Raw genomic sequence first — 24579 nt, forward strand, 5'->3', positions numbered from 1 at the left:
CATATGGCTGGACGAATCCCACGCGTATTTATCAATGACCTGCTGGCGCGCACCGACATCATCGATCTGATCGACGCTCGGGTGAAGCTGAAAAAGCAGGGCAAGAATTATCACGCGTGTTGTCCGTTCCATAACGAAAAAACCCCCTCCTTCACCGTCAACGGTGAAAAGCAGTTTTACCATTGCTTCGGCTGCGGTGCGCACGGCAACGCCATCGACTTCCTGATGAACTACGACAAGCTCGAGTTCGTCGAAACCGTCGAAGAGCTGGCCGCCATGCACAACCTTGAAGTGCCCTATGAAGCAGGTAATGGACCGAGCCAGATAGAACGGCATCAGCGGCAGAATCTTTATCAACTGCTGGACGGTCTGAACACGTTTTACCAACAGTCTCTGAACCAACCCGCCGCCGAACCCGCGCGCCAGTATCTGGCAAAACGCGGCTTAAGCAGCGAGGTGATTACCCGCTTCGCAATAGGCTTCGCTCCCCCAGGCTGGGATAACGTTTTAAAACGTTTTGGCGGCAATCAGGAAAACCGCCAGTCGCTTATTGATGCGGGCATGCTGGTCACCAACGATCAGGGGCGCAGTTACGACCGCTTCCGCGAACGGGTGATGTTCCCGATTCGCGATAAGCGAGGCCGGGTGATTGGTTTTGGCGGGCGCGTGCTGGGCGATGCGTTGCCAAAATACCTGAACTCCCCGGAGACCGATATTTTCCATAAAGGCCGCCAGCTGTACGGCCTGTATGAAGCGCAGCAGGATAACGCCGAACCTCAGCGTCTGCTGGTGGTCGAAGGCTATATGGACGTCGTCGCGCTGGCGCAGTACGGCATTAATTATGCCGTGGCCTCGCTGGGCACCTCGACGACCGCCGACCATATTCAGCTGTTGTTCCGGGCGACCAATCAGGTCATCTGCTGTTACGACGGCGACCGGGCAGGCCGCGACGCGGCATGGCGCGCGCTGGAAACGGCGCTGCCGTATATGACCGATGGCCGCCAGCTGCGTTTTATGTTTTTACCTGACGGCGAAGACCCGGATACGCTGGTGCGTAAAGAGGGCAAAGAGGCGTTTGAAGCGCGGATGGAGCAGGCACAGCCGCTCTCCACGTTTTTATTCAATAGTCTGATGCCGCAGGTCGACCTGAGCACCCCGGATGGGCGCGCGCAGCTGAGCACGCTGGCGCTGCCGCTGATTACCCAGGTGCCGGGCGAAACGCTGCGCATCTATTTGCGTCAGGAGCTGGGCAACAAACTGGGCATTCTGGATGACGCCCAGCTTGAACGTTTAATGCCGAAACAGGCGGAAAATAGCGCTCCGCGCCCGGCGCCGCAGCTAAAACGCACGACCATGCGTATACTTATAGGGTTACTGGTGCAGAACCCCGATCTGGCGCCGCTGGTTCCGCCCTTAGCCGGTCTGGATCAGCAGAAGATGCCAGGGCTTGGTTTATTCAGCGAACTGGTCAATACGTGTCTGGCGCAGCCAGGTCTGACCACCGGGCAACTTTTAGAGCAGTATCGCGGGACAAATGAAGCGGCAACCCTTGAAAAACTGTCGATGTGGGACGATATAGCAGATAAGGATATCGCTGAACAAACCTTCACCGACTCGCTCAACCATATGTTTGACTCACTGCTGGAACTGCGACAAGAAGAGTTGATAGCTCGCGATCGCACACATGGTTTAAGCAGTGAGGAGCGCCGGGAACTCTGGACTATCAGCCAGGAACTGGCCAAAAAATGAATTTAACGGCTTAAGTGCCGAATATCGATCGGGAAGCCCCCGACAGCCGCGCTGAGGCGCAGCGGCAATAATATAAGTACGCCCTCGCTTTAAATGTTGGCAGTTCGTCTGCCTGCACCAATCAAACGAATTAAGTGTGGATACCGTCTTATGGAGCAAAACCCGCAGTCACAGCTGAAGCTTCTTGTCCAACGTGGTAAGGAGCAAGGCTATCTGACCTATGCCGAGGTCAATGACCATCTGCCGGAAGATATCGTCGACTCCGATCAGATCGAAGACATCATCCAAATGATCAACGACATGGGTATTCAGGTGATGGAAGAAGCACCGGATGCCGATGATCTGCTGCTTGCTGAAACCTCCAATAATACCGATGAAGACGCAGAAGAAGCGGCGGCACAGGTGCTGTCGAGCGTTGAATCTGAAATTGGCCGTACGACCGACCCGGTGCGCATGTACATGCGCGAAATGGGTACCGTTGAACTGCTGACCCGTGAAGGCGAAATCGACATCGCTAAACGCATCGAAGACGGGATCAACCAGGTCCAGTGCTCCGTTGCGGAATATCCGGAAGCCATCACCTATCTGCTGGAGCAGTACGACCGCGTCGAAGCTGAAGAAGCTCGCCTGTCTGACCTGATCACCGGCTTCGTCGATCCGAACGCTGAAGAAGATATGGCGCCGACCGCCACTCACGTCGGTTCCGAGCTGTCTCAGGAAGAGATGGACGACGACGAAGATGAAGAAGAAGATGACGACGACGACAACAGCGATGACGATAACAGCATCGACCCGGAGCTGGCCCGCGAGAAATTCGCCGAGCTGCGCACCCAGTACGAGCTGACTCGCGACACCATCAAAGCGAAAGGCCGCAGCCACGCCGCCGCGCAGGAAGAGATCCTCAAGCTGTCCGAGGTCTTCAAACAGTTCCGCCTGGTGCCGAAACAGTTCGATTACCTGGTCAACAGCATGCGCAGCATGATGGATCGCGTTCGTACTCAAGAACGTATCATCATGAAGCTGTGCGTTGAACAGTGCAAAATGCCGAAGAAAAACTTCATCACCCTGTTCACCGGCAACGAAACCAGCGAAACCTGGTTCAACGCCGCCGTGGCGATGAACAAGCCGTGGTCCGAGAAGCTGCATGACGTTAAAGAAGACGTTCAGCGCGGCCTGCAGAAACTGCAGCAGATTGAAGAAGAAACCGGCCTGACCATCGAGCAGGTTAAAGATATCAACCGTCGCATGTCCATCGGCGAAGCGAAAGCCCGTCGTGCGAAGAAAGAGATGGTTGAAGCGAACTTACGTCTGGTTATTTCTATCGCCAAGAAATACACCAACCGCGGTCTGCAGTTCCTCGACCTGATTCAGGAAGGCAACATCGGCCTGATGAAAGCGGTAGATAAGTTTGAATACCGTCGTGGTTACAAGTTCTCCACCTACGCCACCTGGTGGATCCGTCAGGCGATCACCCGTTCCATCGCGGATCAGGCGCGCACCATCCGTATTCCGGTGCATATGATTGAGACTATCAACAAGCTCAACCGTATCTCCCGCCAGATGCTGCAGGAAATGGGTCGCGAGCCGACGCCGGAAGAACTGGCTGAGCGCATGCTGATGCCGGAAGACAAAATCCGTAAGGTGCTGAAAATCGCCAAAGAGCCTATCTCCATGGAAACGCCGATCGGCGACGATGAAGATTCGCATCTGGGTGACTTCATCGAGGATACCACCCTCGAACTGCCGCTGGATTCTGCAACCACCGAGAGCCTGCGTGCGGCAACGCACGACGTGCTGGCGGGCCTCACCGCTCGTGAAGCGAAAGTGCTGCGTATGCGTTTCGGTATCGACATGAACACCGACCACACGCTGGAAGAAGTGGGTAAACAGTTCGACGTTACCCGCGAACGTATTCGTCAGATCGAAGCGAAGGCGCTGCGTAAACTGCGCCACCCAAGCCGTTCTGAAGTGCTGCGTAGCTTCCTCGACGATTAATCGTCGCGCTGCAAACAGAGTAAAAAGCTCCCCGCGGGGAGCTTTTTTTATGCCAGCTATTCGGGCGTCATCACCGCCCTCGCCCCGCCAGCGCCTCATCCAGTTCGCGATAGGCTTCAACCAGCTTGTCCAGCGACGCCCGGTTTAAACCGCTGGGATTGGGCAGCACCCAGATTTCAGTTTCACCGATGGTCGCCTCCTGGCGTCCCCACTTCGCGCCACGCACCCTGAACGCCTGCTCATAGGCCTGCTTGCCGAGCACCGCCAGCGCCTGCGGCTGATAGTCCTGAATTTTGCTTATTAGCTCCTGCGCGCCATTACGCAGCTCCAGCAGGGCGACTTCGCTGGCCTGTACCGTCGGCCGCTCAACCAGCATGGTGATACCGCAGCCGGTATCCAACAGATGCTGCTCCTCTTCCGGCTTCAGCTGCCGCTCGGTGAACCCCGCCTGATGAATAACCTTCCAGAATCGATTGCCGGGATGGGCAAAATGAAACCCCGTATGCGCGGAGGACTTCCCCGGATTGATACCGCAAAAGACCACCCTCAGCCCCGGCGCCAGGATATCGCTAATCATAATTTCTCCGGCTGAATGACTAAAAAGCTGATTATAAAGGATTGAAAATGCATTGTTTATAAAAACAGCAGGCGCGCGCTTTACGCTGGATTGCCGCGTGCAGTTACATTATAATCCCTCGCCACGGCCCCTTAGCTCAGTGGTTAGAGCAGGCGACTCATAATCGCTTGGTCGTTGGTTCAAACCCAACAGGGGCCACCAAATTTTAGCTTTAAAATCATATAATTAAGCCACTCGAAAGAGTGGCTTTTTTGTTGCTTGAATATCCATTGGCAGCAAAATGGCAGCAGGATTTCAGCTACTATCAACAAAAAACCCGCCGAAGCGGGTTAGTTTGTTAGAAATTCATGTGTCCCTGACCACTATTTAATGGGTGTGGCGGTGCATGATCCACAAGTCCAGGAGTAACAATGTAGCGCACGACGGTTTCATGGGTGACAAATGTGCTGCCACAATTAATGTTCTGGCACTGGCAGTAGCGTTCTTTAGTGTTATCAGACACCCGAAAGCTACTACGAGTATGTGCAGCATGTCCGCATTTCGGACAATTCATCATATCTGTCTCTCCCCACCGATTTCTCGCAATCACATAATGATATACCAACCATCCATTTTGTGAACAAAATTATTCCATTTCTAAATCATCAATTTTTACTTCAAGCTCCAGACTGGTAGTAAAGCCATTATCCGGGCTGACCGTATGCGTCAAAGTTGTAATGGTCCATTCGGCCTCATCGATAGGCTGCTTAAAACCGCTCACCTTTACTGGCATTTCTGTATAGAGATCTGCCCGGCCCTCTGCAAGCTGCAGGGAGAATGACGCAACACCACGCTGCAAACGCTCCCACTGCATTTTTGCCGCACGCTCAGCATTACTGCGGTTTGCATAGGTGCGATTTAGTACCAGCACGTTTTCATCCGTTCCCACCAGATAATCACCCTGTTTTACTTCCGCCTCTTTAGGTGTGGTGGTTTTCTTCCGACGGCGCTTAACTTTCGTTGTTTCTTTTTTCTTAGGTTCGCGGGTATGCAGCCAACTGGCAATTACGCCGGTATAAGCACCACGATCAGCCAGGGTAAAACGATGACCGTCACCGGCTTTACGCTCAATGGTGATAACAGGCAATGGCTTACCGCTCGCCGTTCTTCCCTGCCCCTGCCGGATAAACAGCAGGTTTCCATCCTTAACGGAAGCAATCGCGCCAAACTGGCGCGCCAGTTTCATCAGAAAACTGGCATCGCTTTCATTGGTCTGGTCCATATGATCCAGCGCCTTATCTGTCAGGTCTTTACCCAGCGCCATTTTGAGCTTATGCCGGGCGGCAATTTCCTTTACAACCTCCCCCACCGTTGTCTGGTGCCATGACTTTTCACGCCGGGTATTGAGGGTTTCCCGGAAATCTGCACTCCGCGCCCGGATGGTAAGACGATCAGGGGCACCGCTATGCTCAATCTCATCCACAGTGAATGCACCTTTTGGGAAAAGCAGCTGCCCCTTCCATCCCAGCGCCAGATGAATAACGGCACCACGTCGCGGCAGAACAATCTGCCCGTCAGCGTCGTCCAGCTCCAGATCAAGCTGGTCTGCTTCAAAACCCCGGTTATCGGTCAGCGTCAGACTCAGCAGACGGGCATCCAGTACGGTAGTTACGTCCTTACCTTCAATGGTGATACTGAAAGCCGGGCTTTTGCTGTTGGGATCAAAAAGTTCAGAACTAACATTCACTGAAGCATCCCTCCAACCGTGTTTTTAATATTACCGATTGCAGACGTTGCAGAGTTCTGCAGATTACTGAGCTGATCGCTGAGATTACCGAACATATCAGACAGCGACTCATCAACCCTTTTCAGGGTCAGCGTAAACTCAATACGGCGAGGCATTCCGCTTGCAAAAAACTCCGTTTTTGTCTGACTCAGCCCCTCGATCACAAACATGCCGTAAATGGTCCCGCTCCCCTCAATCAGGGGCCACGCTTTGCCCAGCTCAGCCATTTGCTCTAGTGCCAACAATGACAGCCTGCCGCCGGTGACTTCCGGCAGCAGTACACCAGATAACGTCAGCGAATCGTTATCCGGTCCAAGAAACTGCGTTGATGGTCGGCGGTTCACCCGGCTGTTTGCGGCGTGTCGCCAGCTTCGCTGATACTGCAGCTCCTGATAGGGCACGGTACGCAACATAAAGACATATAACCCAAGCACCATCATCATGAATCATATCCCCCTTGATCGCTGAAATTACTGCGCGCTTTCGCCCTGGCTTTGCGCTCGCGCTCATCAAGCTGCCGCGCGACTTCGCGGGCAATATCCTGCGCACTCTGCCCAGGCTGGGCAGTGATATGAATGGGCGCGTTAATCTCATAACGGATCACTGACGGTACGCTGGCAGATTTCACAGGTTGACTTTGTTTGTATGCCATTGCTGGTAGGCTGTACGGATGCAGAGGTGCGGCCTCTGCAGGCGCTGCAGCTACGCCCATGACACCTGCAACGACGGAAGCCAGCGCGGCAGTGCGCCGCCTGCTGGTCACATTTGCGGGACCGTTCACTATTTCAGGGCCGTTCTCCCCAACGATGCCAAACTGACCACGCGGGATCGTGCCTCCGCTGTCATACATACCTGCAAACCCCATAGACGGAAATCCACCTGGCGGCAGCACTACCTTACCGTCACTGTTCACCGTGGCAGGCTGTTGCCGTGTAACCTGTTCGGGGAGTTTTGCTTTTGCCGCCTCCTTACTGACGATGCCGAGTTTTTCAAGTAACCACGACACACCTGATTTAAGCGACTCAAGCGGGTGCATCACCATATTCAGACCTTCAGCCAGCGCCTCACCAAACCTGCGCCCCATTGCCGCTGCGCTGTTCAGTTCTTCGGAAGTGGATTTAACCGGCGTGAGCAAATCAGTAAACCATCCCCACAAAGCCTGCACCCTGTCACCAATCCACTGAAAAACAGGCCGCAATGGCTCAAAGGCAGCACTGATCGGTGCAGCTGCGGCTTTAAACCCCTCCACCACACCACCTAAAAATGCCCTGATGGGCTGCCAGTATTTCCACACAACCAGCGCCACACCAGCCAGCGCAGCTACAACCAGCCCTATTGGGCTGAGCAGCGCACCCAGCAGGCCGGAAATCCCGTACAGCGCAACGCGAAGTAATGCCATCGGGCCGGAAACCAAAAAGCGCAGCACGCCGCCAGCGGCAGATAACCCACCCCGCAGCGCCGCCAGCGGATTCACCACCATACCAATAACATTACGTATGCCTGACATTCCCGCGCGTAGCATGGTAAGCGGTGCACCTGCTACCGCTTTCAGTGCGTTGCCAGCCAGTCCGGCAGAACGTCGCAGGGAATGAAAGGGAGCACTCAGCAGACTGGCACTACCGCCGGATGAGGACATGCCACGACGTAACAGGGAAAGCGGCGCGCCTGCCAGCCATGACAATGCACTACCGGTGCGGGTCACAGCCGCAGTGACAGAAGGTAAAGTTTTTACACCCAGCACAGACAGGCCCAACCGGATCACCGCCAGCGGCCCCAGTACAGCAGCTACCGCCACGGCCAGCGTACCGAGCGCAACGGTGATCGCGGCAGTCGCCGCTGCAACTTTCATCAGCGTGCCTGCCAGCTGCGGGTTGGTTTCCACCCAGCGACGTAGTGCGCCGGTGATGCGTTTTACAGAATCCATAATATCCATCAGTGGCTGGCGTAGCGTTTCGCCCAGACTACTGAAAGCGTTCTGCGCACCTGTTTTAACCAGCAACCACTGCGCAGATAAAGAGTCTTTATTGATATCAGATTCTTTCTGCATGGAGCCGCTCGCTTCATTGCCTGAGGTGAGTTTTAGCTGACGTTGTAATTCCGGCAGATTGTTAGCCAGCTTTGCTGCGTCGTCACCAAATTCTTTGCCAAAAACCATGGTCATGGCAGACAGGCGCTTATCTTTGGGTAGCTTGTTGACCTTCTCCAGAACGCGCTGGATAGTGCCCATTGCGTCGGTGGTCATCTGTTTCTCAATCTCTGCGGGATTGAGTTTAAGCAAGTCCATACCTTCAAAAAAGCGCTTGCTTTGCATGGTTGCAATGGAAAGTTCACGTACCATGGCATTCGAGGCACTCGCGGCAATTTCCGGCGCAGCGCCCAGAGAAAGGAAGGTTGAACCCAGCGCGGCGGCCTTTCGGAAGTCGAGGCGGTCAGCCACGCCCCCCATGCGCTGCAGCACGTTGATAATATCCCCACCCTTTGACATGGCGTTATCGTCCAGGTAATTCAGCGCATCACCCAGCTGTTCAATATTGCGGGTGGGGACTTTATACAGCTGCGCAATTTTACCCAGCCCTTCCGCCAGTTCGTCAGCGGGTAGCTCAAACGCCGTTGCCGCTTTTGCCGCCGTGGATGCAAAGGCCAGCAGGTCACGCTTCTGGTCTTCGTAAGGATCGTCCTGATTGATGACACCCATGCGTGCGCCACCTTCAACCAGCGCGGCATAATCTATAGCGCCATTCTCCATCGGCAGCTGTTCACTGGCGGCCTTGATGGCAGCCTGCATGTCATAAAACTGTTTTGTGCGGTTGCCATTATCGTCCCGCAGCCCGTTTACCTGCTTTGCCACGCCTTTCATGGCATCTTCCATGCTGGCGTAGCTTTTCACCGCTGCCATGACCGGCGCGCCCATTGCCAGCCCCGCTGCTGTTGTGGTTGCCCCTGCCCCGGCGATACGATCCCGCACCTCAAGACGGCGCGAATACTGATCGCGGACGGCGTTCATTCGCGCCTGCTGTTCGCCCAGGCGTTTCAGGGATTTCTGCTGCCGGTCCAGCGCCTGCCGGGTTTCGTCGGCATTCTGCCGCAGTTCCCGTTGTGCACTACTGAGCTTTTTCGTGTCCAGCCCGGCTTCATTGAGCGCAAGACGCTGGCGCTGTACCGACTGACGCAAGCCGTTATATTTACTCTGCAACTCTGTAACACGGTTTTTTGCCTGCTCAAGCAGCCGCGCCTGCGCCGCCGTCGGGCGGTTGGTGGCAGAGAATTGCGTGGCAAGTTTAGCCGCTTCTTCGCGTGCGGCTTTAAGGCTGTTGCCGGTGACTGCTAACTGAGCACTGGCCTTGCGGAAACCGTCAATACGGCCCGCCAGGGCATCTAACTCTTTTAAACGGGCGCGGCTTTGCTGAATGGCTGTAGCCAGCTCTTTTGAGCTGGCCTGCGCGGATCGGAATGGGCGGGTGAGCTTGTCAACCGCATTAAGAATCACCTGCAAGCGCAGGTTATTGTCACTCATCGCTGGCCCCACTTCTTTGAATCGCTTTATGCCGCCACTCCAGCACATCAGTCAGCGGCATAACGTCAGTGACGGACGGCGACCAGTGAAAGATGGTGGCAATATCTGCCACCAGATCATCAACCGTCAGGCTGTCGGTAAACCGGCAAGCACCGACTTCTTCAACAAAAAAGTCACCACCTCAACCGACAACGCGGTGAGATCGGCAGGGTCCAGCTCAGCCATTTCCTGCGCGGTCAGCGTCGGGGTGGAGATGCGCGGAATAACGGTCATCATCGCGCCCACGTCCATATCCATAATGGCCTGCAGACGGGTGCCACGCAGTGCACCGGACTGCGGCTTACGCAGCACAATTTCAGTAATTTCCGTTTTACCGCGCTTGATCGGGGTATCCAGTGGTACGGTCTTTTCAGTCAGCTTGTCGCTCATATTCGTTTCCTGTTAATGAAATACTGGCGCGGCTTCCCGCGCCGTTATGGTTAATCAGAGGCCGAGGGCATTACGGTGTTCTTCCATCAGGTCCACGCCGTCAACGATTTCAATCATGTTGACCACATCAACCTCATAGAGCACCTCACCGTTAATGGTCAGCTTCGCGTAGCTGTTGGTGCTGCTGACTTTGGTGGCGCTACTCTCTCCGGTTTTCCACTCGCCGGAATCCACTTCTTTATGACGCCCGCGCACAACCAGCTCAACGGCCTGGACTTCGCCGGTATCGTCACGCTGAATGGAGCCGGTGAAACGCAGCTGGATGCCGTCAACCGTGGCCTTGCCCATCTGCTTGAATAACAGCAGTTCGGTGCCGCCGATTGAAAATTCCGTGTCCAGTGCGCCGTCATCCAGCCCCATGTCCACGTCCACCGCGCCCGGCATACCGCCGCCGCGATACTTCTCAAACTTGCGGGTGAATTTCGGCAGGGTCAGAGACTCAACGATCCCCTGCCAGTTGTTCCCGTCGTTGAACAGGTTCAGGTGTTTTAACTTACGTGGTAAAGCCATGGTGTCCCCTTACGCGCTGACCTGGCTGGAGAAATCCAGCAGGTATCGATCGGTGATGCGCTGGCGCAGCATCAGGTTTTCAAGCGGCGGCACTGGCGTGTAGTCGTAGTCAATGGTGAGCTTCCCGGCTTTCAGAGAGTCTTTATCGTTCACCGCCTCATCCAGCCAGCAGTCTGCGCCGATGATGTAGCCCTGCGTTTTCAGGCTGCGCAGTTTGGCGCGGATACCTTCGATAATGTCGCGGGCCAGCGACGGGTTAAGCACGCCATCCACCGCCCACATGTGCGCCTCTGCAATGGTGTCAGCCAGCACCTGCGCCGTGCGGGTGTAGTTCTCAAAAGCAAACAGCGGATCATCGCTGAGGCAGCGGGAACCCCAGAAGCGGAAGCCATCATTGCGGATAAGCGTGGTGACGTCGTTCTGGTTCAGCAGCCCCGCATCGGTTGCCGGGTCCTGCAGATCCCAGAACACATCAGCGGAAATACCGGTGACACCATTCACGCCCACGTTGGACAGGGTTTTGTGCCAGCCGGTCTGCTCGTCAATTTTGGCACGCAGCCCGAGCGCACGGGCGGAGGCATAAGCCGTCGCATCGGCATTCAGCACGGTGTCAAAGTTGATAAAGTCAGGCCAGATCAGCATCCCCTCGCGCTGGCTGAAATTGTCACGGTAGGCAATCACTTCTTCCACCGTTTTGCAGCCGTAAGCTGACAGGTAAGCAAACCCGCGCAGGCTCTGCGCCACGCCCAGCAGCTCAGTGGCAACCGCCTGCGTGTCGTGCCCCGGCACGCCGAGAATGCGCGGCTTAACGCCGAGCTGCGACTGCGCCGAAAGCAGTGCTTTCATGCCCGTTTTTTTACCGTCAGCGGTCACACCGCCGATAATGTTGGAGGTGGTTTCCGCTTCGGTTTCGCCCTGCGCCACGCGCACAACGACGGTCACGGGTTTAGCCTGGTCGGCAATGGCATCCAGCGAGCGGGCCAGCGTACCGGACTCGCCCGCTTTGCCGCTGGCGGTCAGCACATCGGTCAGCAGAACCGGCTTATTAAGGGGAAACATGGACGCATCAGCATCATCGCCGGTGCAGACCATGCCCACGATGGCGGTGCTCACCGTGGTAATGCATCGGGTGCCCTCGTTGACTTCAACAACGCGCACCCCGTGGTGGTAATCCTGAGCCATAAGGCAGTCTCTCCGGTTTACAAGGGGTACGCCTATGTTCTGGTTGATATGCACGCGGCGCACGCTGCGGGCTATGTGTGGGTCATGGCACAATGAAAGGGGAATAAAAACCCCCGCGAATGCGGGGACGGGATTAATCTTCCGGAAGCTCAGGCCAGCTAATATCCGGCGCTTTAGAGGTGTCCACTGCCTGCACGGCTTTGATGTAGTTCATCCAGCTAATCAGTCTGGCCTTATCATCATCACTGATGATGCCGAGCTGCAGCTCGGTTTGCCATCCGGTGATTTGCTGCTGCGCCTCAGAAAGCAGAGCCTGCTTTTGCTGTTCTGCAACCGCAATCTCATTAGCATGTTGCGCCGCCGTGTCGGTCACCCACTGGCTACCATTCCATTTATCATACGCCGTGACAGGTGCCAGTAACGTCAGCGTATCCGGCAGCTCACCAAGAAAAGCGATGATTTCCGGTTGCCCGGTATCAGTGCTGTAAGCCGTTAAACCGCGATAATCCGCAATGTTTTCCCACTGTTTTTCATCCGCGCTGCGCACCAGTGCAAAGCCGTCACCCGGTAAATCTGGTTTATCGGCATAACCGAAAGCAGGCAAGCCCACACCCGCGGCTAAATATTCCATTGTTACCGACTGAAACTCACGTTGTTGAGGCTCTACGCTGTACACCGTGAGCCAGCCGGCAGCGGTAGCAATGCCGTTTTTATTCAGTTTTGCGACAGGTAATTCAGTATTGTATTTGCTCATTATGCTGCTCTCACGATGTAGTTAAATGCGATGTTGCGTGGTCGGTTTTCTGATGCGGTGGGGACGACACGAGAAGCGTCAAAGCCATATGACATCACATCGTGGAAAGTATTATCGCCTCCCCAATGCACCCATGAGGTATTCGCTGGAGTCGATTTAAAATAGAGCGCACCACCTTCCCCACCTACGGCATTAATTGAACCAGTAATATTTCTGATAGCGTCGCCCTGCGCAGCCAAAATGGCTCGCCCTGCGTCCACTCCGCGCCCGGCGTCCCAGCCACGAATAAACTCACCGCGCAGGTCGGGTAATTTGCCTGATGGATAAGCCGCAGCCAGATAGGGATACATCGCCTTGTCAAAGGCCGCACCATTACAGATAAGCCAGCCAAGCGGAGCGCTCGTCAGAGGCCACGGCTGGGGAATACCAACAGGGGAAACATCGGTACCGTTGATGACAAAGCTCCCGTCCTGCCGGAACTCGACCCAGGCAGTGGTATCCCCTCCCTTGATTTCAAAACCGAGAAAAGCCCTTTACCCCACCATTTCGGTGAATCTGATTTTTCCGTACTGCTCACCTACGCCCAACATAAACAAACCATCAGTCTGATTAAATTTCTGACTTCCATCGGTGTAGGAATACGCGCCGCTTTTATTGATGGCGTCTGTTCCGGTTATTTTGAGACTTTTTGGAGTGAACTTGTCAGTAAACCAGCCATCAGCATTACCCTGCATTTGCATGGTGCTGTCAGTGCTGGCGATAGGGCGTAAAAATACCCCCGCTTTCGTTCCCGCCCCCGACTCGCTGCTGATAACCAGCGCATTATTCGCGTTATCCCTCATCACAGTTGACGCACCGAGAGTGATAAGGGATTCCGTTCCCGTTTTACCGACCTGAAGAACACCACCGACACCGAGACGCCCGGTAATATCACCACCGGCTAAAGAGAGGTATTTCGACAGTTCGTCCTGATTACCTACCCGCATCAATGTCCATCCGCTAGTCGTATTGTTATATCGGGTACCGATAAAAGAAATATTCCCTGCGTTGTGAGAAATAAAAATAACGGTGCACCCGTAGCTGTTATCCCTGACACCTAAACAATGCGCGTAAACATACTCTCCTTTACCGTTTGGCAGACCGACAGGGATATTGGTACAACTCTCCATTTTGAGGAGCAAAGACTCACCGGCGCGGAAAATACGTGTTTTAAAATCAATCGCAGTGGTGCTGATTTTATCCGCCCCCAGACCAAAGCCGCCGACGCCAATCACCTGACCCGCGCCGGTTCCGACGTCTTTTGTCGCTGCCGTTCCCAGCTCCAGCGATCCACGCGCTTTTGATTTGTCGGTCAGCTCTGACAGGTTATTTTTTGCCTGCAAATACTGAGCATGCGGGTTAGCCTCCGCCAGGTGGGCTTTCATCGCCTCATCCGTATAGAGCCTGACCTCAATCGCGGTATCGTCCACATACTGACGGGTAGCCAGCACGACTGCCGGATCAATTTTGAGAGTGATATTGTCGGTGCTACTGGTAATCAACACCATGCGTACGGTCTGCGTGCGTCCACTCCCCTCCGCCAGCTGCGGCTTGTAACTCTCCGGGCAGTTGCCCACGGCGAACAGTGCGCCGGTTTCATCGAACAGACCAATTTCGCGTATCCACCATCCTCCCTCAGTTTCTGGGATCACCTGCTCAGCAATAATCTGGCTACTGTTCTGCGGATCGATATACAGCATATTGAGGGAAGCCCGGCGCTTTTCAGCAACCAGCTTTGTCTGTTGTGCGCTGGGCGTGGGCAGCACACCGCCACCATCGCCTACCGCCATATGGGTAATTTTCAACGGAACACCGAGCGCGGCGGCGCTTGCCAGTTTCGCCGCGCCGATATCCGTCAGCAGGGTATAGAATTTTGCGCTCATGGATTCACTCTCATTGTGTCAATAACATGGACCGCCCCGCCATCGTAAGCGGTGCCGCCGGAAATAATGGTTTCGTTGATATACGGGTAAACTGTAATTTCTTCGCCCGTGTAAGTGGCTGCCCCCACAAAAAAGGGACCACTGCTCTGCAGGTTAATGGACATACCGATCAAGTGGCGGCTGCAGGGTTTGGCGTCACTAATCAGGCGCTCCAGTTCCAGATAAGTTTCTTCTGTGATCCCCTGCTCCTGCACACCGATGTCCAGGCGAAACGTGCCCGGTTGCTCGCCGGTCTGCCACCACTCAATGATGCGGATCAGGAAGCCGAACGGCTCCACCACGCGCCGCACGGCGCTGGTTGTCCCCTTATGCTGATGAATATAGAAAGCGTCCTGTACCACCCGGCGCTTGACACTCTCCGTCCAGCTTTCGTCCCAGCGGTCAACGGAAAACGCCCACGCCAGATACGGCAGGAAGCTGACCGGACACGTTGCCGGGTTCCATAAATCGCGCAGCGGCACCTGCAGATCGGAAATCCCGCTGCAGGTCTGCGCCAGCCGACGCTCAAGCGGCGATGAACCGGGCGGCAGCATACTATTCATCCGTGCCCCCGTTGGTTACGCTCCATTCCGTACAGGATGCCGCCTGCGTCTTATCCAGCACCACATCATCCAGCGGGGAGGCCAGCTCCACACGCTGAACCCCCTCAACGTGCAGCGCGGCATAAATGGCACTGCGACGGATATCACGGCCCAGCCGCGTCTGACTGGCGATATACTTCTGCAGGCTGGCTTTTGCCGCCGCCATCACCGGCTCAGCTTCCGGCCCCGGATAAAGAAAGATCGTCGCATCCACGCTGTACGGAATTATTTCAGCGCTGCGCACCGTCAGTCGGTCTGCCACCGGGCGCACGTTCTCGCTGTTAAGCGCCTGCTCCACCACCGCCAACAGATCAGCCTCTGCCGCACCATCACCTTCACGGCTCAGTACAGTAAGTACCACCTCCGCCGGTGCCGGGCTGGTTGCGCTGGCATCTGCCACACGCCCGTCCGCGCTTCTGGCGTGAAACTCATAGGCCGCCGTCGGCCCCGCAACGGACAACCCCTCAAACGCAGCCGGAACACGCAGGCGCAGCGCTTCATCGCTTTCCATGACGGCAGCAACCGGCGGCACTGCGTCGTTATCGGCAGGCGTTACCGTCAGGCGTTTCACGTTGTAGTTGGCTGCCAGCTGATCGAGATCGCCGCCGATGGCATACGCCACCATGACCGCCTGCGCGGCCTCATTAATACGCTGGCGCAACAGGATTTCGCGGTAGGTACTTTCCTGCAGTAGCTTGGTGACGGGTTCAGATTCCAGCGCCAGCGTGCGCCGTACAGCGTCCTTCTCATCCAGCGGATAAAGGGCCACAAAAGCGGCCTTGCGCTCAGCCAGCAGCGTCTCAAAATCCGGCACGTCCACTATCTGCGGCGCGGGCAGTTGGGAAAGGTCAATTACTGCCATTTTCTGCTCCTGTTGATACCGAAAGGGAAACCGGCGCGCCGTTATTGCGCTGCCCGGTAAGCTCAACCACCATGGAGCCGTCAAAATTGCTGCTGATGGTGATGGAATCCAGCGTAAGACGTGGCTCCCAGCGGCTCAGCGCCACATAGACTGCAGACATGACCTGCAGGCGTAGCGCCGGATTCTGCGGCTGGTCAATCAGGGCAGACAGCAGGGAACCATATTCCCGGCGGGCAATACGGCTGCCCTGCGGCGTCAGCAGAATATCCCGCACTGACTGGCGCAGATGGTCCATATCAGTAATAGCTTTGCCGTTGCCCTGGCTCATGCCGATATACAGCGTCATACCGGGCCTCCTGATGTATCGCCGCCGGACTTCACGCCGGTGTGAGCGTGTTTATCCACCACGATCCCGTTAGAACTCATCGCGCCGCCGCCATGGGTGACGCTGCCATTGATCACCATCTCGCTGTTAATGCGCGTGGTGTCTGCCTCCACCACAAACTCACCAGTTTTGAGGGTGATATTGTCCGCCGCCTCGATCACCATGGATTTGATGCCCCGGACATGCCACCGCCCGGTGGCGGGTTCATACTCAAACCAGCCTCCGTCCGGGTACTCCGTCACGCAGCCATCCACGGAATCCGACGGCGGCGCAAACTGATTGGAGTAGATGGCAGGCAACGCAAAAGCGGTTTCCAGATTGCCGCCCATACTCAGCACCACCACCTGCTCATCCGGCGACGGGCACCACCATGTACGGGCACCACCGGCACGCAGCGTCAGCCAGTTAATCCAGTTGGTTTCAAGCTCGCCCACCCTCACCCGGCACAGCCAGTTTTCCCGGTCCACTTCGGTTACGGTGCCGGTGCGGATCAGGTTGGTGATAAGGCGCATGATTTCGGTAAGTTGTGCGTTCATGCCTTTATTTTGTAATAGAGATCATGAACGCAAAAGATGGATGATTTGTATGAAGGATGGAACAAGGAATTAACTAAATGGATATTAAGTATTCCTTTGTAACAACTATATTTTCAATATCATTTTTGTACATATTCATTAGAGCGAGTACTTTTTCAGTTAGTTGTTCAAAACTAACCTGCTCAACAATCAAGCGCTCCCCATGTGCAATATTGTTCCTCGCACTCACTATTGACTCATCAATATAAGGATAAAAGTCCTTGTATTGATGAGTGTCGACACCAATAGACTTAGCGATGTTATCGAAAACTTTAGAACTTAAATTAGACTCGGTATCAACATAGTTTTCATGCCTTATCACTGCTACATTAGTCTTTTTCTCTATCAATGCAGTTAAAAATCTTATACATGTATCAACATCCTTAGTTTCAGAAAATCCATGAATCTCTTTTTTAAGAGCATGGGTCACATAAACCAATTTCAAGGACTCCATCTGTATTTTTTGATAATGAAGAAAATTCAAAAAATACTCGGTCGCATTTTTGACAAAACCTTCCCAATGGGAATATGATATCGCAACACCAGACCTGATGATTGTTTTCTTTAGAGATCCCTCTTTCGCTTTTGCCTCCATGCGCAACTGTATTATCTCTTTAGTTCGCCAAGAGAGTTCATTCGTCAACTCTCGACTCAACATTTCAGCGGTTCTTATTTCCATTTTAGTCAAACCAAACTGGAGCTTTAGGCAGGGTATTAATCAAACGACTTGGCGCATTAACTCCAGCCCGAGCATAGTTTGTAAACTCAGGATTATTCCAGATTGCTTTGATTTTCTCTTCGACATAACCCGCTGACTGCTTCTCATATTTATCAATATTCGCAGCAATACCCTGTGTAATAACCTCATAAGCAGAAATTAAAAAACCTCTTGAGAAGTTATTGCCATCATATTTTTTAAACGAGTTCTGGCCTGTAGTTTTAGCTAAAACATCGAACGTTCTCTTAAATAAATCACTCTCAGCATCTATGTTATAAGTTTTATCCGATGCAATATCTCGAGAAATAGAATTTAACCATTCATTTATATCTACACTTTTATCAAAAGTAGAGTATCTATAGGCAAGAAAACGCAAAGTAAGATCCAATGGCTTCTGTTCCGATATAGATTTCTCAGTTTGAAGAGTTACCTCCTTGAAGCTAGCATACTGACTTAGTTCATTAAGTTTTTTGAATAAGTCCGGATTAAGCATAACCATGATGCAATTTCGCACTTCTTGATCTGTGAGTCTAGAACCACCTGTATTTAACCTTTCAAATAATTCATACTTTGTCTTTTCATCACTTTCCTTTTTAAGTATTTCCACTCGCAACCGAGAGCGTTCAAAATCCAAACGAATAGATAAAGGAATAACTTTTTCATCGTCTTCTGATTCTTTTTCCCACTTCATACCATCAAGGGAAGGTAGCAGTCTTGTTCCAGAAGGAATGAACTGAGGATGACAAGTCCCATCGTCTTTTTTTAACACACCTGAAAACTCAAATATAGTAGAAAGCCGTTGCAAGCCATCAATAACCTCCCATCTCCCACTCTCATCGGTAAATACAAATATAGGAGGAATAGGAATGCCTAACAATAATGACTCAATAAAGCGAGTTTTCTGTGATTCATCCCATCTGAACAATCTTTGATAACTTGGATTAATTATAACTTCATTTCTTTCATAAATACGGCTCAGCTCTCCAACTGACATATCAAAGCTATCTTTAGATATTTCTTTCTTTGCTAGATTTAATTCATCCTGCAATCCCATTTTGGACCCCTTATGTTTTAACGTTTCATATAATCTAACATAATGTTTTTTACTAATTCTACAGTATTGTTGGTATGTCCAAGCAGTCTCCGTTCAGGATACTTTTTTAAGGGGCCTAATTTTGTAATTCTGTCGCGCAGGCCGTAGTGGTGTACACGGGCAATACGCTGCACCCACTCAGCAAACTCAACGCAGGCAGAGTCCGCAGTTGCGGCGGTTTTAAGGTATTTAGTTGTGCGCAATTTGGCGAACATCTGGCGCTTGATGCGCCCCTTCTTGCTGCGGGCTGTCACCCGGCGCGGCTCATAGCCGCTGCCATCAGGATTGCGTTGCTGCCTGATGTTCTGCTGCTGCGTCCGGCGCAGCTGTTGCGCCAGTTGTCGCATCATACGGCTGCGTGCGGCGGGTTCCAGATTTGCCAGCAGCGCCGTCAGCCAGTCATCCACCCTCTGCAGTTCATCCACATTTCACCGTCCACATTTCCTCTGGTTCGTCCGGCTCCGGCACCGCTTCAACACTCGACACGCTGCCGTCAGTGCTGACCAGCACACGTTCCGTCAGTTGCAGGTTCATGCTGATATCGCACACATCGTTGCGCAGAATATCCACTTCAAAAGTGAACAGTTTTTCGCGCAGCTCAGGATTATTGATAGCGTCCGGCTGGTTGTCATTTAGCCACAGCAGCACAGGAGCCATCAGCAGATTCTGGTCACCGCTGAAATCTTCGATTACCACGTTCAGGGTGTAGCGGTATTCCCATGACATGGAGCTGGCTCCGGTTGCCACCAGTGAGCCGTTATCAACGAAAAGGTGCAGCTTGTCCGGGTTGCCGCGGACATATGCAACCGATTTATTCAGGGCGCTGCGTAAGGACTGCGGTTTTTTCACTGTCTCGCTCCTGACACGCAATAATCGTGTCCACTTTGTCAGCACAGGCCGCCCAGGCGGCCTCGGTTTCATCCAGCGCCGCATTCAGATCGCCGTTACTGCGCGGCGCTGACCTGTCCAGGCGGCACTGCGTCACTCTGGGACAACCACTCACGGTAAGCTGCACCTCCGGCGAGGGCCGGGCGGACCCGCAACCGGATAATGTCAGCAGGCAAAGGAGTGTCAGCCCAGCGGCGCAAATCCTCGTTTTCACGTTTTAGCTCCTCGATCCGGCGCTGACGGTTGCGCAATAGTGCGGTAGTTTGCTCCGCTGCCGCATAAAGCCTCGTCTGCTCCCGGCTGTTGGTTTCGGTCAGAATGGACAAGCCGATCAGCTGGCTGTTTTTCTTCGTCAGCTCCTGCTTTTTGCTTTTCAGCGCCGCGCCCAGCGTCTCGATGGCGTGGCTGGCATTGTTAAGCCGCCACGACTGCCAGCCCAGCGCCGCAAGCGCCAGCGCCAACACTACCGCCAGCGCACGCATCAGGCTGCCATCGGCTCATGAAGCTGCGCGCGGGCAATCTGATAAAAAACCAGCGTCAGCAGGTAAAACACCAGGGTGATCACCCATCCCGAAAACGCCAGGCACAGAACAATAAGCAACCTGATAACCCAGGTACGCACGGGTTTTACGGGGTGCGCCCTGAATTTGATTAATGCCGACCTGACCTCATCGCGCGCCCGCTCTCCGGCGAACCACCCGACAGCGCACAGCGCAGCAAGTAGCCAGGCGAGGAAGCATGACACCCAGACAGACGCACCAACCAGAACCGGCGCACCGCTGCGCGGATACAGCAGACTGATAACCAACAGCGCAGCCCATGCCAGCTGGAAAAAAACGCTCATGACTTTCTTTTTCATTCCGTTATGCTCCTTTTAAGCACCAGGCCATTTCCCGCGCGCGGCGATTGTCCAGCCCCTGATTAAACACACCTTTGACATATACCCAGCGCGGCAGCTGATGGCAGGCATCTGTCCAGCGCCGCTGGTTCAGCAACTTAACCAGCGTGGAGCTGCAGGCGTTGCCGGTGCCCACGTTGAAAGCAAACGACACCACCGCGTCATAGACTTTTTGCGGCATCGGCTGCACCACACATTTATCCAGTGCCCGCTCCACGCGCAGCACGTTAGTGATAAGTCCCTGCGCCGCCTGCCGTTCCGTGATGGTTTTACCCGGCACCACACCGGACGTATTGCCGATCCCGTCAGTCCACATGCCCGCGCTGCACTGATAAGGCTGCAGGCGGCACCCCTCGTAATCGGCAATCAGTTTCAGCCCCTCAACAGAGGTATGAAGCGACTGAAAACCGGGCAGCGTGGCAGCAATAGCCAGCACCGCCCCGACAAGGCAGCGCTTAACGATTGAAGGATTCATATTCCCCCCGCGAAATCTTGCCGCCACGTAACAATTTGAAAGACTGGTGTTTGTAGTACCAGTTGATAGCCAGCATCAGCACACCAATCAGTACGCCGCCAACCGTTGACGCATCCTTGAGCGACAGATCGCCCAGCCATGCCAGCAGCACGGCGATGCAGTAAGTGATAAAGGCGCTGATTCGTTCAAGCGTCATAATTCAGTCCCATAGCTGGACGGTCTGCGCCGTGGTTGACGCCGTAATGTCCGGCAACTCCACCTGCAGCCCGTGCGGTAAAAATGGGCCGTACTCAGCCAGCCCCGGATTTGCCTGCAGAACCTGCTCAGTGACACCCTGCGTGCGCCCGTAATGACGCCAGCAAAGCGCGTCCACCGTGTCATACTGATGCGCACGCACTTTCATCAGATAAGCTCCACCGTACAGTGCGGTGTATCCTGTACCCGACTGATAGCCCAGCGGGCATCACGCCACAGATCGCCGCTGGCCTCCGCCAGCTCCTCCCCTCGTTTCACGCCTGACGCCGTGGCGTCATAGTCCTGATAACGCTCATTGAGCACAGCGCGCGCCCAGCAAAAAACAGCGTTGTGGTAGTGCTGGATACGCTCGCTTTTGCCGTCCAGCATTTCTGCAGGAACGTCTGCAAGTGACTGCCAGCCCAGCATCTGCTGACGCTTGCGGAAGTCGTACAGCTCAGCGTTAACCTCAGAAATAGCCGTCAGCACAACCTGCTTTAAACGCGGCTGCGTCACCGTGCCGTCAGTACGCATCACACTGCGAAATTCCGACAGGTCCACATCAGGCCAGAACGGCGTGTTTTTGATGACCTCCGCCTGTTCCGGTGCCTGTTCGGGCGCAACAAACTTCATGCGGCTTTCTCCTGAATAAGTGGGCGGTGGACGGGATTTTGATGTGGCAGTGCCTTTCGCCACCCCGTGCCGCCCGTGCGCGGGGCACGTTCTTTAGCGGCTGTCATTGCGCAGTCTGCGCTCCAGCTGCTGCTTTTCTTTTTTAACGCCACAGCGGGGATCGAGCTGCAGCGCATGGGTAAGGTGATTCAGGGCAGATGCCGGGTTGCTTTCGCTCAGTACAGCGCCGATGGCTTTATGCAGACGTGCCCGCGACTGGTCCGGCATATCCAGATCGGTTGTCAGGTCCAGCGCCTGCAAAAGCAGATCGGCATCAAAACCGGCTGCGGCTAGCAGGGCGCTTTGCGCCGCGTCTGCCATTTCTTCTGCCAGCACGGTCTGCACGTTACGGTTGCCCAGCGGCATCACCCAGCCATGGCGCAGCGCATGACGCCCGATTTCCAGCGCACCGGCATAATCCCCGGCATCGATACGCCACAGCATCACGTACATCAGCACGTCATCCTGCTGCGTACCTCCGGCAGCCAGCACGCCCTCCGCCCAGGCGGAATATTTCGGCAGCAGCTCCACCTTGATTTCCGCCTTTTTCACCGTGGACTGGACGCCCTTGAGGCGGCGGCGGTCTTCTGCAAGTTGCAGCAGCATCAGGTCATAGCCCGACGCATGGCGAACACTGCCGCCCTCACGGGCGGCCTGTTCGGCCTGAATGCGCAGGCGGTGCTGCCGTGCGGGACTCAGGCTCATGCGTTATTCCCCACCTTCCGGTGCGGCAGGCGCGCTGAAATCACCGATTTCGATGTTTTCAACCAACGCCGCGCAGCGGTAGTCCTCGACCACATACGCCTCGTTGACGGATTCAAAGTTTTCAATCCGGTCACGTTTCGGGTTGTCGATAACAGAACGTCGGCGGGTGTCTTCCTGCCAGTAGATGGACAGGTTATCCAGACGGGTGATCAGCAGGGCTTTTGCCGGGAAGAAAGGCGCGCGTACAGCCTGCAGGCCGCCCATTCGTTTCTGGCTGATGATCAGATCGGCGGAGATTTTCTCGCTGTTGTCCTGCTCTTTGTTGACCAGCGGGAAATACTTGTCTGACAGTAGTTCACGACCACAGACAACAACCAGCTCGTCATCATCCTGATACTCCACATCGATCAGCTCGTTGACAGTATCCATCACCACCGCGTCAAGATTTACATACTTACCACCCGGACCTACTTTTACCGGTTCTGCAGTAGTGGTGCCGTCTTCTGCGGTTTTGCTGCCCATGACGTGATCCGGCGCGTCTTCGCGGATTTTCTGCAGCCAGCCTTTATTGACGTCCTGCAGCAGCGGGTTTTCAGCACGATTGGAGGTTTTGGCACGCTTCACGCCGTTAAAGCCGATCATGATGCGGTCCAGTGCCTGACGCTTAACAATGGCGTTGCGGATACGCACCTGGAAGTCCTGGAATTTCGCCCACATGTCCAGTTTTGCGTAGGTCAGCACCGTATCAAAGTTGGTCTGCTCGCATTTGTATTCCACGTCTTCCATCAGCGTCGGATCGGTAGGCTCGCGCTCTTTGGTGGTGGTATCGGTGGTCCCGGCAATCGTGCTGCCAACGCCCAGCCCCAGCAACTGCCCGGACTGCTCAGTGACCGGCGTGATGTTAATCACCGTCAGGAAAGCGGCGGACTGCTGGATCTGGTCTTCCAGCGTCTGCTGCACGGACGGCTCCACGGTGAACTTGCTGGAGAGTTCTTCAATCTCCACACCGTTCAGGCGCGCCAGTTGCTGCAGGTAAGCGTTAAAGGCAAAGCGGGTTTTCTTTTTCATCGGGTTTTATGCTCCATCAGCAATTGGTCAGGGTGCCAGCCGGTGCGTCACCGCCCGGCGCGCGCTGGCGGTAGTCTTTACGGCTGTCTTCACGGCTCAGCTTCTGCTCAAGCTCGGCAAAGGCGACCTGCTGCTCCTGCAGTGAGGTCTCCAACTCAGAAAGGCGCTTGTCCTGTCCGGTCAGGGATTTATCCGTGCGCTCACTCAGGTTCTGCTGCTCGGTGGCAACCAGTTCCACGGCTTTATGCACGTCGGAGAAACTCGCCTCATCGGTCTGCTCTTTTTTGGTTAACAGCGCGGTGATGCGGGCAAAGAGGGACGGCTTTTCGTCCTGGGCTTCTTCCAGTTCGATCAGCGTTTCAACTGCTTCCGAAAACAGGTTTTCAGGGTTCTGCTTACGGTTCGCCAGCGGGTTATGCGCGGCGCTGGCGCTGAATGCCAGCATTTCGGTGCCCAGACTCGCCGGATCGTCCGTCGCACCCAGCCCCACAAGGTAGGCTTTGCCGGTGTCGGCAAACTTCGTGCTGACCTCCATGGAGGTGAAAAGCTTCTGGCCCTTTTTCACCAGTTCCACCAGGGCGTCCGTGGGTTCGATATCGGCATAAAGCGCCATCTTGCCCGCCAGCAGCCCGTCCTTGATTTCTTCTGCAACCAGCCCCGTTACCCTGCCGTAGCGGTTAAAGGTACTGTCCGGCAGATAAGACTTGATGTGCTCAAGGTTAATCAGCGCGGTATAGACCGTCGGGTTGTAGCTGGCAGCCATCTGTACCAGCCATTCACGCTGGATCTCGCGTCCGTCAGTGGTGGCACCTTCCACCCCGATGCGGAAACGCTTTGCTTTCACTGTCATGAGCCGTACTCCGTTAGAAAAAACTTACTGGAGCCTTATGTTTGCGGTGATGGGGGGA

31 protein-coding genes, 1 tRNA gene and 1 pseudogene are annotated in these 24579 nt (G+C 54.6%); 3 read left to right on the plus strand and 30 right to left on the minus strand.

The genetic code is table 11. The annotated features are described in order from the left end of the window. The first annotated feature begins 3 nt into the window (after positions 1-3). Both dnaG and rpoD read left to right on the plus strand, forming a co-directional pair. On the plus strand, positions 4-1749 hold the full coding sequence (dnaG, locus tag AC22LX_RS12140; protein WP_045392225.1) for a DNA primase: 1746 nt from the start codon (positions 4-6) through the stop codon (positions 1747-1749). A gap of 150 nt (positions 1750-1899) precedes the next feature. Continuing rightward, positions 1900-3744 carry an RNA polymerase sigma factor RpoD gene (gene rpoD / locus AC22LX_RS12145; protein ID WP_015369628.1) on the plus strand — a complete coding sequence of 615 codons (1845 nt, stop codon included), beginning with the start codon at positions 1900-1902 and terminating at the stop codon, positions 3742-3744. Between the two features lie 70 nt (positions 3745-3814). On the opposite strand, the gene mug is transcribed toward rpoD, so the two are convergent. Continuing rightward, entirely contained in the window at positions 3815-4321 is a 507-nt protein-coding gene (mug, locus tag AC22LX_RS12150) for a G/U mismatch-specific DNA glycosylase (RefSeq protein ID WP_045392228.1), read from the minus strand. Between the two features lie 125 nt (positions 4322-4446). Here mug and AC22LX_RS12155 point away from each other — a divergent pair. Beyond that, a tRNA-Ile gene (locus AC22LX_RS12155) sits at positions 4447-4522 on the plus strand. Between the two features lie 136 nt (positions 4523-4658). On the opposite strand, the gene AC22LX_RS12160 is transcribed toward AC22LX_RS12155, so the two are convergent. The 29 genes and pseudogenes from AC22LX_RS12160 to AC22LX_RS12300 all read right to left on the minus strand — a co-directional run bounded on the left by AC22LX_RS12160 (position 4659) and on the right by AC22LX_RS12300 (position 24521). Continuing rightward, positions 4659-4877: a DNA-binding transcriptional regulator gene (locus AC22LX_RS12160; protein WP_071993490.1), complete on the minus strand. Its 219-nt coding sequence runs from the start codon at positions 4875-4877 to the stop codon at positions 4659-4661. 69 nt (positions 4878-4946) lie between these two features. Beyond that, positions 4947-6047, minus strand: coding sequence for a contractile injection system protein, VgrG/Pvc8 family (locus AC22LX_RS12165; RefSeq protein WP_200144676.1), 1101 nt, complete (start codon positions 6045-6047; stop codon positions 4947-4949). After that, complete coding sequence (locus AC22LX_RS12170) at positions 6044-6529, minus strand: phage tail protein (RefSeq protein ID WP_047049588.1); 486 nt, start codon at positions 6527-6529, stop codon at positions 6044-6046. The genes AC22LX_RS12165 and AC22LX_RS12170 overlap by 4 nt, the downstream gene beginning before the upstream one ends. Then, positions 6526-9600, minus strand: a complete 3075-nt coding sequence (locus AC22LX_RS12175) for a phage tail tape measure protein (protein ID WP_487333992.1) — start codon at positions 9598-9600, stop codon at positions 6526-6528. The genes AC22LX_RS12170 and AC22LX_RS12175 overlap by 4 nt, the downstream gene beginning before the upstream one ends. Next, positions 9593-9712: a GpE family phage tail protein gene (locus tag AC22LX_RS12180; protein ID WP_012440340.1), complete on the minus strand. Its 120-nt coding sequence runs from the start codon at positions 9710-9712 to the stop codon at positions 9593-9595. The genes AC22LX_RS12175 and AC22LX_RS12180 overlap by 8 nt, the downstream gene beginning before the upstream one ends. Before the next feature lie 14 nt (positions 9713-9726). Beyond that, the gene (locus AC22LX_RS12185) at positions 9727-10029 is read right to left on the minus strand and encodes a phage tail assembly protein (protein WP_047079026.1); all 303 of its coding nucleotides are present in this window, start codon (positions 10027-10029) and stop codon (positions 9727-9729) included. A gap of 54 nt (positions 10030-10083) precedes the next feature. Further along, complete coding sequence (locus AC22LX_RS12190; protein WP_063447388.1) at positions 10084-10599, minus strand: phage major tail tube protein; 516 nt, start codon at positions 10597-10599, stop codon at positions 10084-10086. A 9-nt stretch (positions 10600-10608) separates the two neighbouring features. Beyond that, entirely contained in the window at positions 10609-11781 is a 1173-nt protein-coding gene (locus AC22LX_RS12195) for a phage tail sheath protein (RefSeq protein WP_487333993.1), read from the minus strand. Positions 11782-11914: 133 nt separating this feature from the next. After that, on the minus strand, positions 11915-12535 hold the full coding sequence (locus AC22LX_RS12200) for a tail fiber assembly protein (RefSeq protein ID WP_487333994.1): 621 nt from the start codon (positions 12533-12535) through the stop codon (positions 11915-11917). Further along, positions 12535-12990 (minus strand): phage tail protein, encoded by a 456-nt coding sequence (locus AC22LX_RS12205; protein ID WP_047047262.1) that lies wholly within the window; start codon positions 12988-12990, stop codon positions 12535-12537. Before AC22LX_RS12205 ends, AC22LX_RS12200 begins: the two co-directional genes overlap by 1 nt. A 921-nt stretch (positions 12991-13911) precedes the next feature. Then, a pseudogene (locus AC22LX_RS12210) lies at positions 13912-14457 on the minus strand (phage tail protein); the annotation flags it as partial. After that, a complete protein-coding gene (locus AC22LX_RS12215; RefSeq protein WP_487333995.1) occupies positions 14454-15059 on the minus strand; it encodes a phage tail protein I in 606 nt (201 codons plus the stop codon). The pseudogene AC22LX_RS12210 and the gene AC22LX_RS12215, both read right to left, overlap by 4 nt. Further along, positions 15052-15960 (minus strand): baseplate assembly protein, encoded by a 909-nt coding sequence (locus AC22LX_RS12220; protein WP_487333996.1) that lies wholly within the window; start codon positions 15958-15960, stop codon positions 15052-15054. The genes AC22LX_RS12215 and AC22LX_RS12220 overlap by 8 nt, the downstream gene beginning before the upstream one ends. Next, complete coding sequence (locus tag AC22LX_RS12225; protein ID WP_487333997.1) at positions 15947-16306, minus strand: GPW/gp25 family protein; 360 nt, start codon at positions 16304-16306, stop codon at positions 15947-15949. The genes AC22LX_RS12220 and AC22LX_RS12225 overlap by 14 nt, the downstream gene beginning before the upstream one ends. Further along, positions 16303-16881 (minus strand): phage baseplate assembly protein V, encoded by a 579-nt coding sequence (locus AC22LX_RS12230; RefSeq protein ID WP_487333998.1) that lies wholly within the window; start codon positions 16879-16881, stop codon positions 16303-16305. Before AC22LX_RS12230 ends, AC22LX_RS12225 begins: the two co-directional genes overlap by 4 nt. 73 nt (positions 16882-16954) lie before the next feature. Then, positions 16955-17599, minus strand: a complete 645-nt coding sequence (locus tag AC22LX_RS12235) for an MAE_28990/MAE_18760 family HEPN-like nuclease (protein ID WP_154105461.1) — start codon at positions 17597-17599, stop codon at positions 16955-16957. A gap of 1 nt (position 17600) precedes the next feature. Then, positions 17601-18692, minus strand: a complete 1092-nt coding sequence (locus tag AC22LX_RS12240) for a GmrSD restriction endonuclease domain-containing protein (protein WP_487333999.1) — start codon at positions 18690-18692, stop codon at positions 17601-17603. Between the two features lie 17 nt (positions 18693-18709). Continuing rightward, complete coding sequence (locus tag AC22LX_RS12245; protein WP_154105459.1) at positions 18710-19156, minus strand: phage virion morphogenesis protein; 447 nt, start codon at positions 19154-19156, stop codon at positions 18710-18712. After that, on the minus strand, positions 19149-19580 hold the full coding sequence (locus AC22LX_RS12250; RefSeq protein WP_154105458.1) for a phage tail protein: 432 nt from the start codon (positions 19578-19580) through the stop codon (positions 19149-19151). Before AC22LX_RS12250 ends, AC22LX_RS12245 begins: the two co-directional genes overlap by 8 nt. Further along, positions 19543-19791 (minus strand): Rz1-like lysis system protein LysC, encoded by a 249-nt coding sequence (gene lysC, locus AC22LX_RS12255; protein ID WP_227545147.1) that lies wholly within the window; start codon positions 19789-19791, stop codon positions 19543-19545. The genes AC22LX_RS12250 and lysC overlap by 38 nt, the downstream gene beginning before the upstream one ends. Then, entirely contained in the window at positions 19676-20104 is a 429-nt protein-coding gene (gene lysB, locus AC22LX_RS12260) for an Rz-like lysis system protein LysB (RefSeq protein ID WP_487334015.1), read from the minus strand. Before lysB ends, lysC begins: the two co-directional genes overlap by 116 nt. Then, positions 20101-20478, minus strand: coding sequence for a DNZ54_00345 family protein (locus AC22LX_RS12265; protein WP_154105455.1), 378 nt, complete (start codon positions 20476-20478; stop codon positions 20101-20103). Before AC22LX_RS12265 ends, lysB begins: the two co-directional genes overlap by 4 nt. Positions 20479-20482: 4 nt before the next feature. After that, the gene (locus AC22LX_RS12270; protein WP_487334000.1) at positions 20483-20992 is read right to left on the minus strand and encodes a lysozyme; all 510 of its coding nucleotides are present in this window, start codon (positions 20990-20992) and stop codon (positions 20483-20485) included. Further along, positions 20973-21188, minus strand: a complete 216-nt coding sequence (locus AC22LX_RS12275) for an HP1 family phage holin (protein WP_000171565.1) — start codon at positions 21186-21188, stop codon at positions 20973-20975. Before AC22LX_RS12275 ends, AC22LX_RS12270 begins: the two co-directional genes overlap by 20 nt. 3 nt (positions 21189-21191) lie before the next feature. After that, entirely contained in the window at positions 21192-21395 is a 204-nt protein-coding gene (locus AC22LX_RS12280; RefSeq protein ID WP_000868184.1) for a tail protein X, read from the minus strand. Then, positions 21395-21859, minus strand: a complete 465-nt coding sequence (locus AC22LX_RS12285; RefSeq protein WP_129243613.1) for a head completion/stabilization protein — start codon at positions 21857-21859, stop codon at positions 21395-21397. Before AC22LX_RS12285 ends, AC22LX_RS12280 begins: the two co-directional genes overlap by 1 nt. A 93-nt stretch (positions 21860-21952) precedes the next feature. Continuing rightward, positions 21953-22603: a phage terminase small subunit gene (locus AC22LX_RS12290; protein ID WP_129243610.1), complete on the minus strand. Its 651-nt coding sequence runs from the start codon at positions 22601-22603 to the stop codon at positions 21953-21955. Between the two features lie 3 nt (positions 22604-22606). Then, positions 22607-23671: a phage major capsid protein, P2 family gene (locus AC22LX_RS12295; protein WP_129243607.1), complete on the minus strand. Its 1065-nt coding sequence runs from the start codon at positions 23669-23671 to the stop codon at positions 22607-22609. Between the two features lie 16 nt (positions 23672-23687). Continuing rightward, positions 23688-24521: a GPO family capsid scaffolding protein gene (locus AC22LX_RS12300; RefSeq protein ID WP_487334001.1), complete on the minus strand. Its 834-nt coding sequence runs from the start codon at positions 24519-24521 to the stop codon at positions 23688-23690. Positions 24522-24579 lie beyond the last annotated feature (58 nt).

The organism is Klebsiella sp. PK01, assembly GCF_057624675.1.

Bases quoted from the DNA above. Each gene is read 5' to 3' on its own strand.
- AC22LX_RS12195 (WP_487333993.1), bottom strand. From the start codon at position 11,781: ATGGCTCAGGATTACCACCACGGGGTGCGCGTTGTTGAAGTCAACGAG.
- AC22LX_RS12225 (WP_487333997.1), bottom strand. From the start codon at position 16,306: ATGACGCTGTATATCGGCATGAGCCAGGGCAACGGCAAAGCTATTACT.
- AC22LX_RS12170 (WP_047049588.1), bottom strand. From the start codon at position 6,529: ATGATGATGGTGCTTGGGTTATATGTCTTTATGTTGCGTACCGTGCCC.
- AC22LX_RS12285 (WP_129243613.1), bottom strand. From the start codon at position 21,859: ATGAAGTTTGTTGCGCCCGAACAGGCACCGGAACAGGCGGAGGTCATC.
- mug (WP_045392228.1), bottom strand. From the start codon at position 4,321: ATGATTAGCGATATCCTGGCGCCGGGGCTGAGGGTGGTCTTTTGCGGT.
- AC22LX_RS12190 (WP_063447388.1), bottom strand. From the start codon at position 10,599: ATGGCTTTACCACGTAAGTTAAAACACCTGAACCTGTTCAACGACGGG.
- AC22LX_RS12295 (WP_129243607.1), bottom strand. From the start codon at position 23,671: ATGAAAAAGAAAACCCGCTTTGCCTTTAACGCTTACCTGCAGCAACTG.
- AC22LX_RS12220 (WP_487333996.1), bottom strand. From the start codon at position 15,960: ATGGCAGTAATTGACCTTTCCCAACTGCCCGCGCCGCAGATAGTGGAC.
- AC22LX_RS12215 (WP_487333995.1), bottom strand. From the start codon at position 15,059: ATGAATAGTATGCTGCCGCCCGGTTCATCGCCGCTTGAGCGTCGGCTG.
- rpoD (WP_015369628.1), top strand. From the start codon at position 1,900: ATGGAGCAAAACCCGCAGTCACAGCTGAAGCTTCTTGTCCAACGTGGT.
- AC22LX_RS12235 (WP_154105461.1), bottom strand. From the start codon at position 17,599: ATGGAAATAAGAACCGCTGAAATGTTGAGTCGAGAGTTGACGAATGAA.
- AC22LX_RS12200 (WP_487333994.1), bottom strand. From the start codon at position 12,535: ATGAGCAAATACAATACTGAATTACCTGTCGCAAAACTGAATAAAAAC.
- AC22LX_RS12290 (WP_129243610.1), bottom strand. From the start codon at position 22,603: ATGAGCCTGAGTCCCGCACGGCAGCACCGCCTGCGCATTCAGGCCGAA.
- AC22LX_RS12280 (WP_000868184.1), bottom strand. From the start codon at position 21,395: ATGAAAGTGCGTGCGCATCAGTATGACACGGTGGACGCGCTTTGCTGG.
- AC22LX_RS12160 (WP_071993490.1), bottom strand. From the start codon at position 4,877: ATGATGAATTGTCCGAAATGCGGACATGCTGCACATACTCGTAGTAGC.
- AC22LX_RS12265 (WP_154105455.1), bottom strand. From the start codon at position 20,478: ATGAAAAAGAAAGTCATGAGCGTTTTTTTCCAGCTGGCATGGGCTGCG.
- AC22LX_RS12270 (WP_487334000.1), bottom strand. From the start codon at position 20,992: ATGAATCCTTCAATCGTTAAGCGCTGCCTTGTCGGGGCGGTGCTGGCT.
- dnaG (WP_045392225.1), top strand. From the start codon at position 4: ATGGCTGGACGAATCCCACGCGTATTTATCAATGACCTGCTGGCGCGC.
- AC22LX_RS12185 (WP_047079026.1), bottom strand. From the start codon at position 10,029: ATGAGCGACAAGCTGACTGAAAAGACCGTACCACTGGATACCCCGATC.
- AC22LX_RS12240 (WP_487333999.1), bottom strand. From the start codon at position 18,692: ATGGGATTGCAGGATGAATTAAATCTAGCAAAGAAAGAAATATCTAAA.
- AC22LX_RS12275 (WP_000171565.1), bottom strand. From the start codon at position 21,188: ATGACGCTTGAACGAATCAGCGCCTTTATCACTTACTGCATCGCCGTG.
- AC22LX_RS12175 (WP_487333992.1), bottom strand. From the start codon at position 9,600: ATGAGTGACAATAACCTGCGCTTGCAGGTGATTCTTAATGCGGTTGAC.
- AC22LX_RS12230 (WP_487333998.1), bottom strand. From the start codon at position 16,881: ATGAACGCACAACTTACCGAAATCATGCGCCTTATCACCAACCTGATC.
- AC22LX_RS12300 (WP_487334001.1), bottom strand. From the start codon at position 24,521: ATGACAGTGAAAGCAAAGCGTTTCCGCATCGGGGTGGAAGGTGCCACC.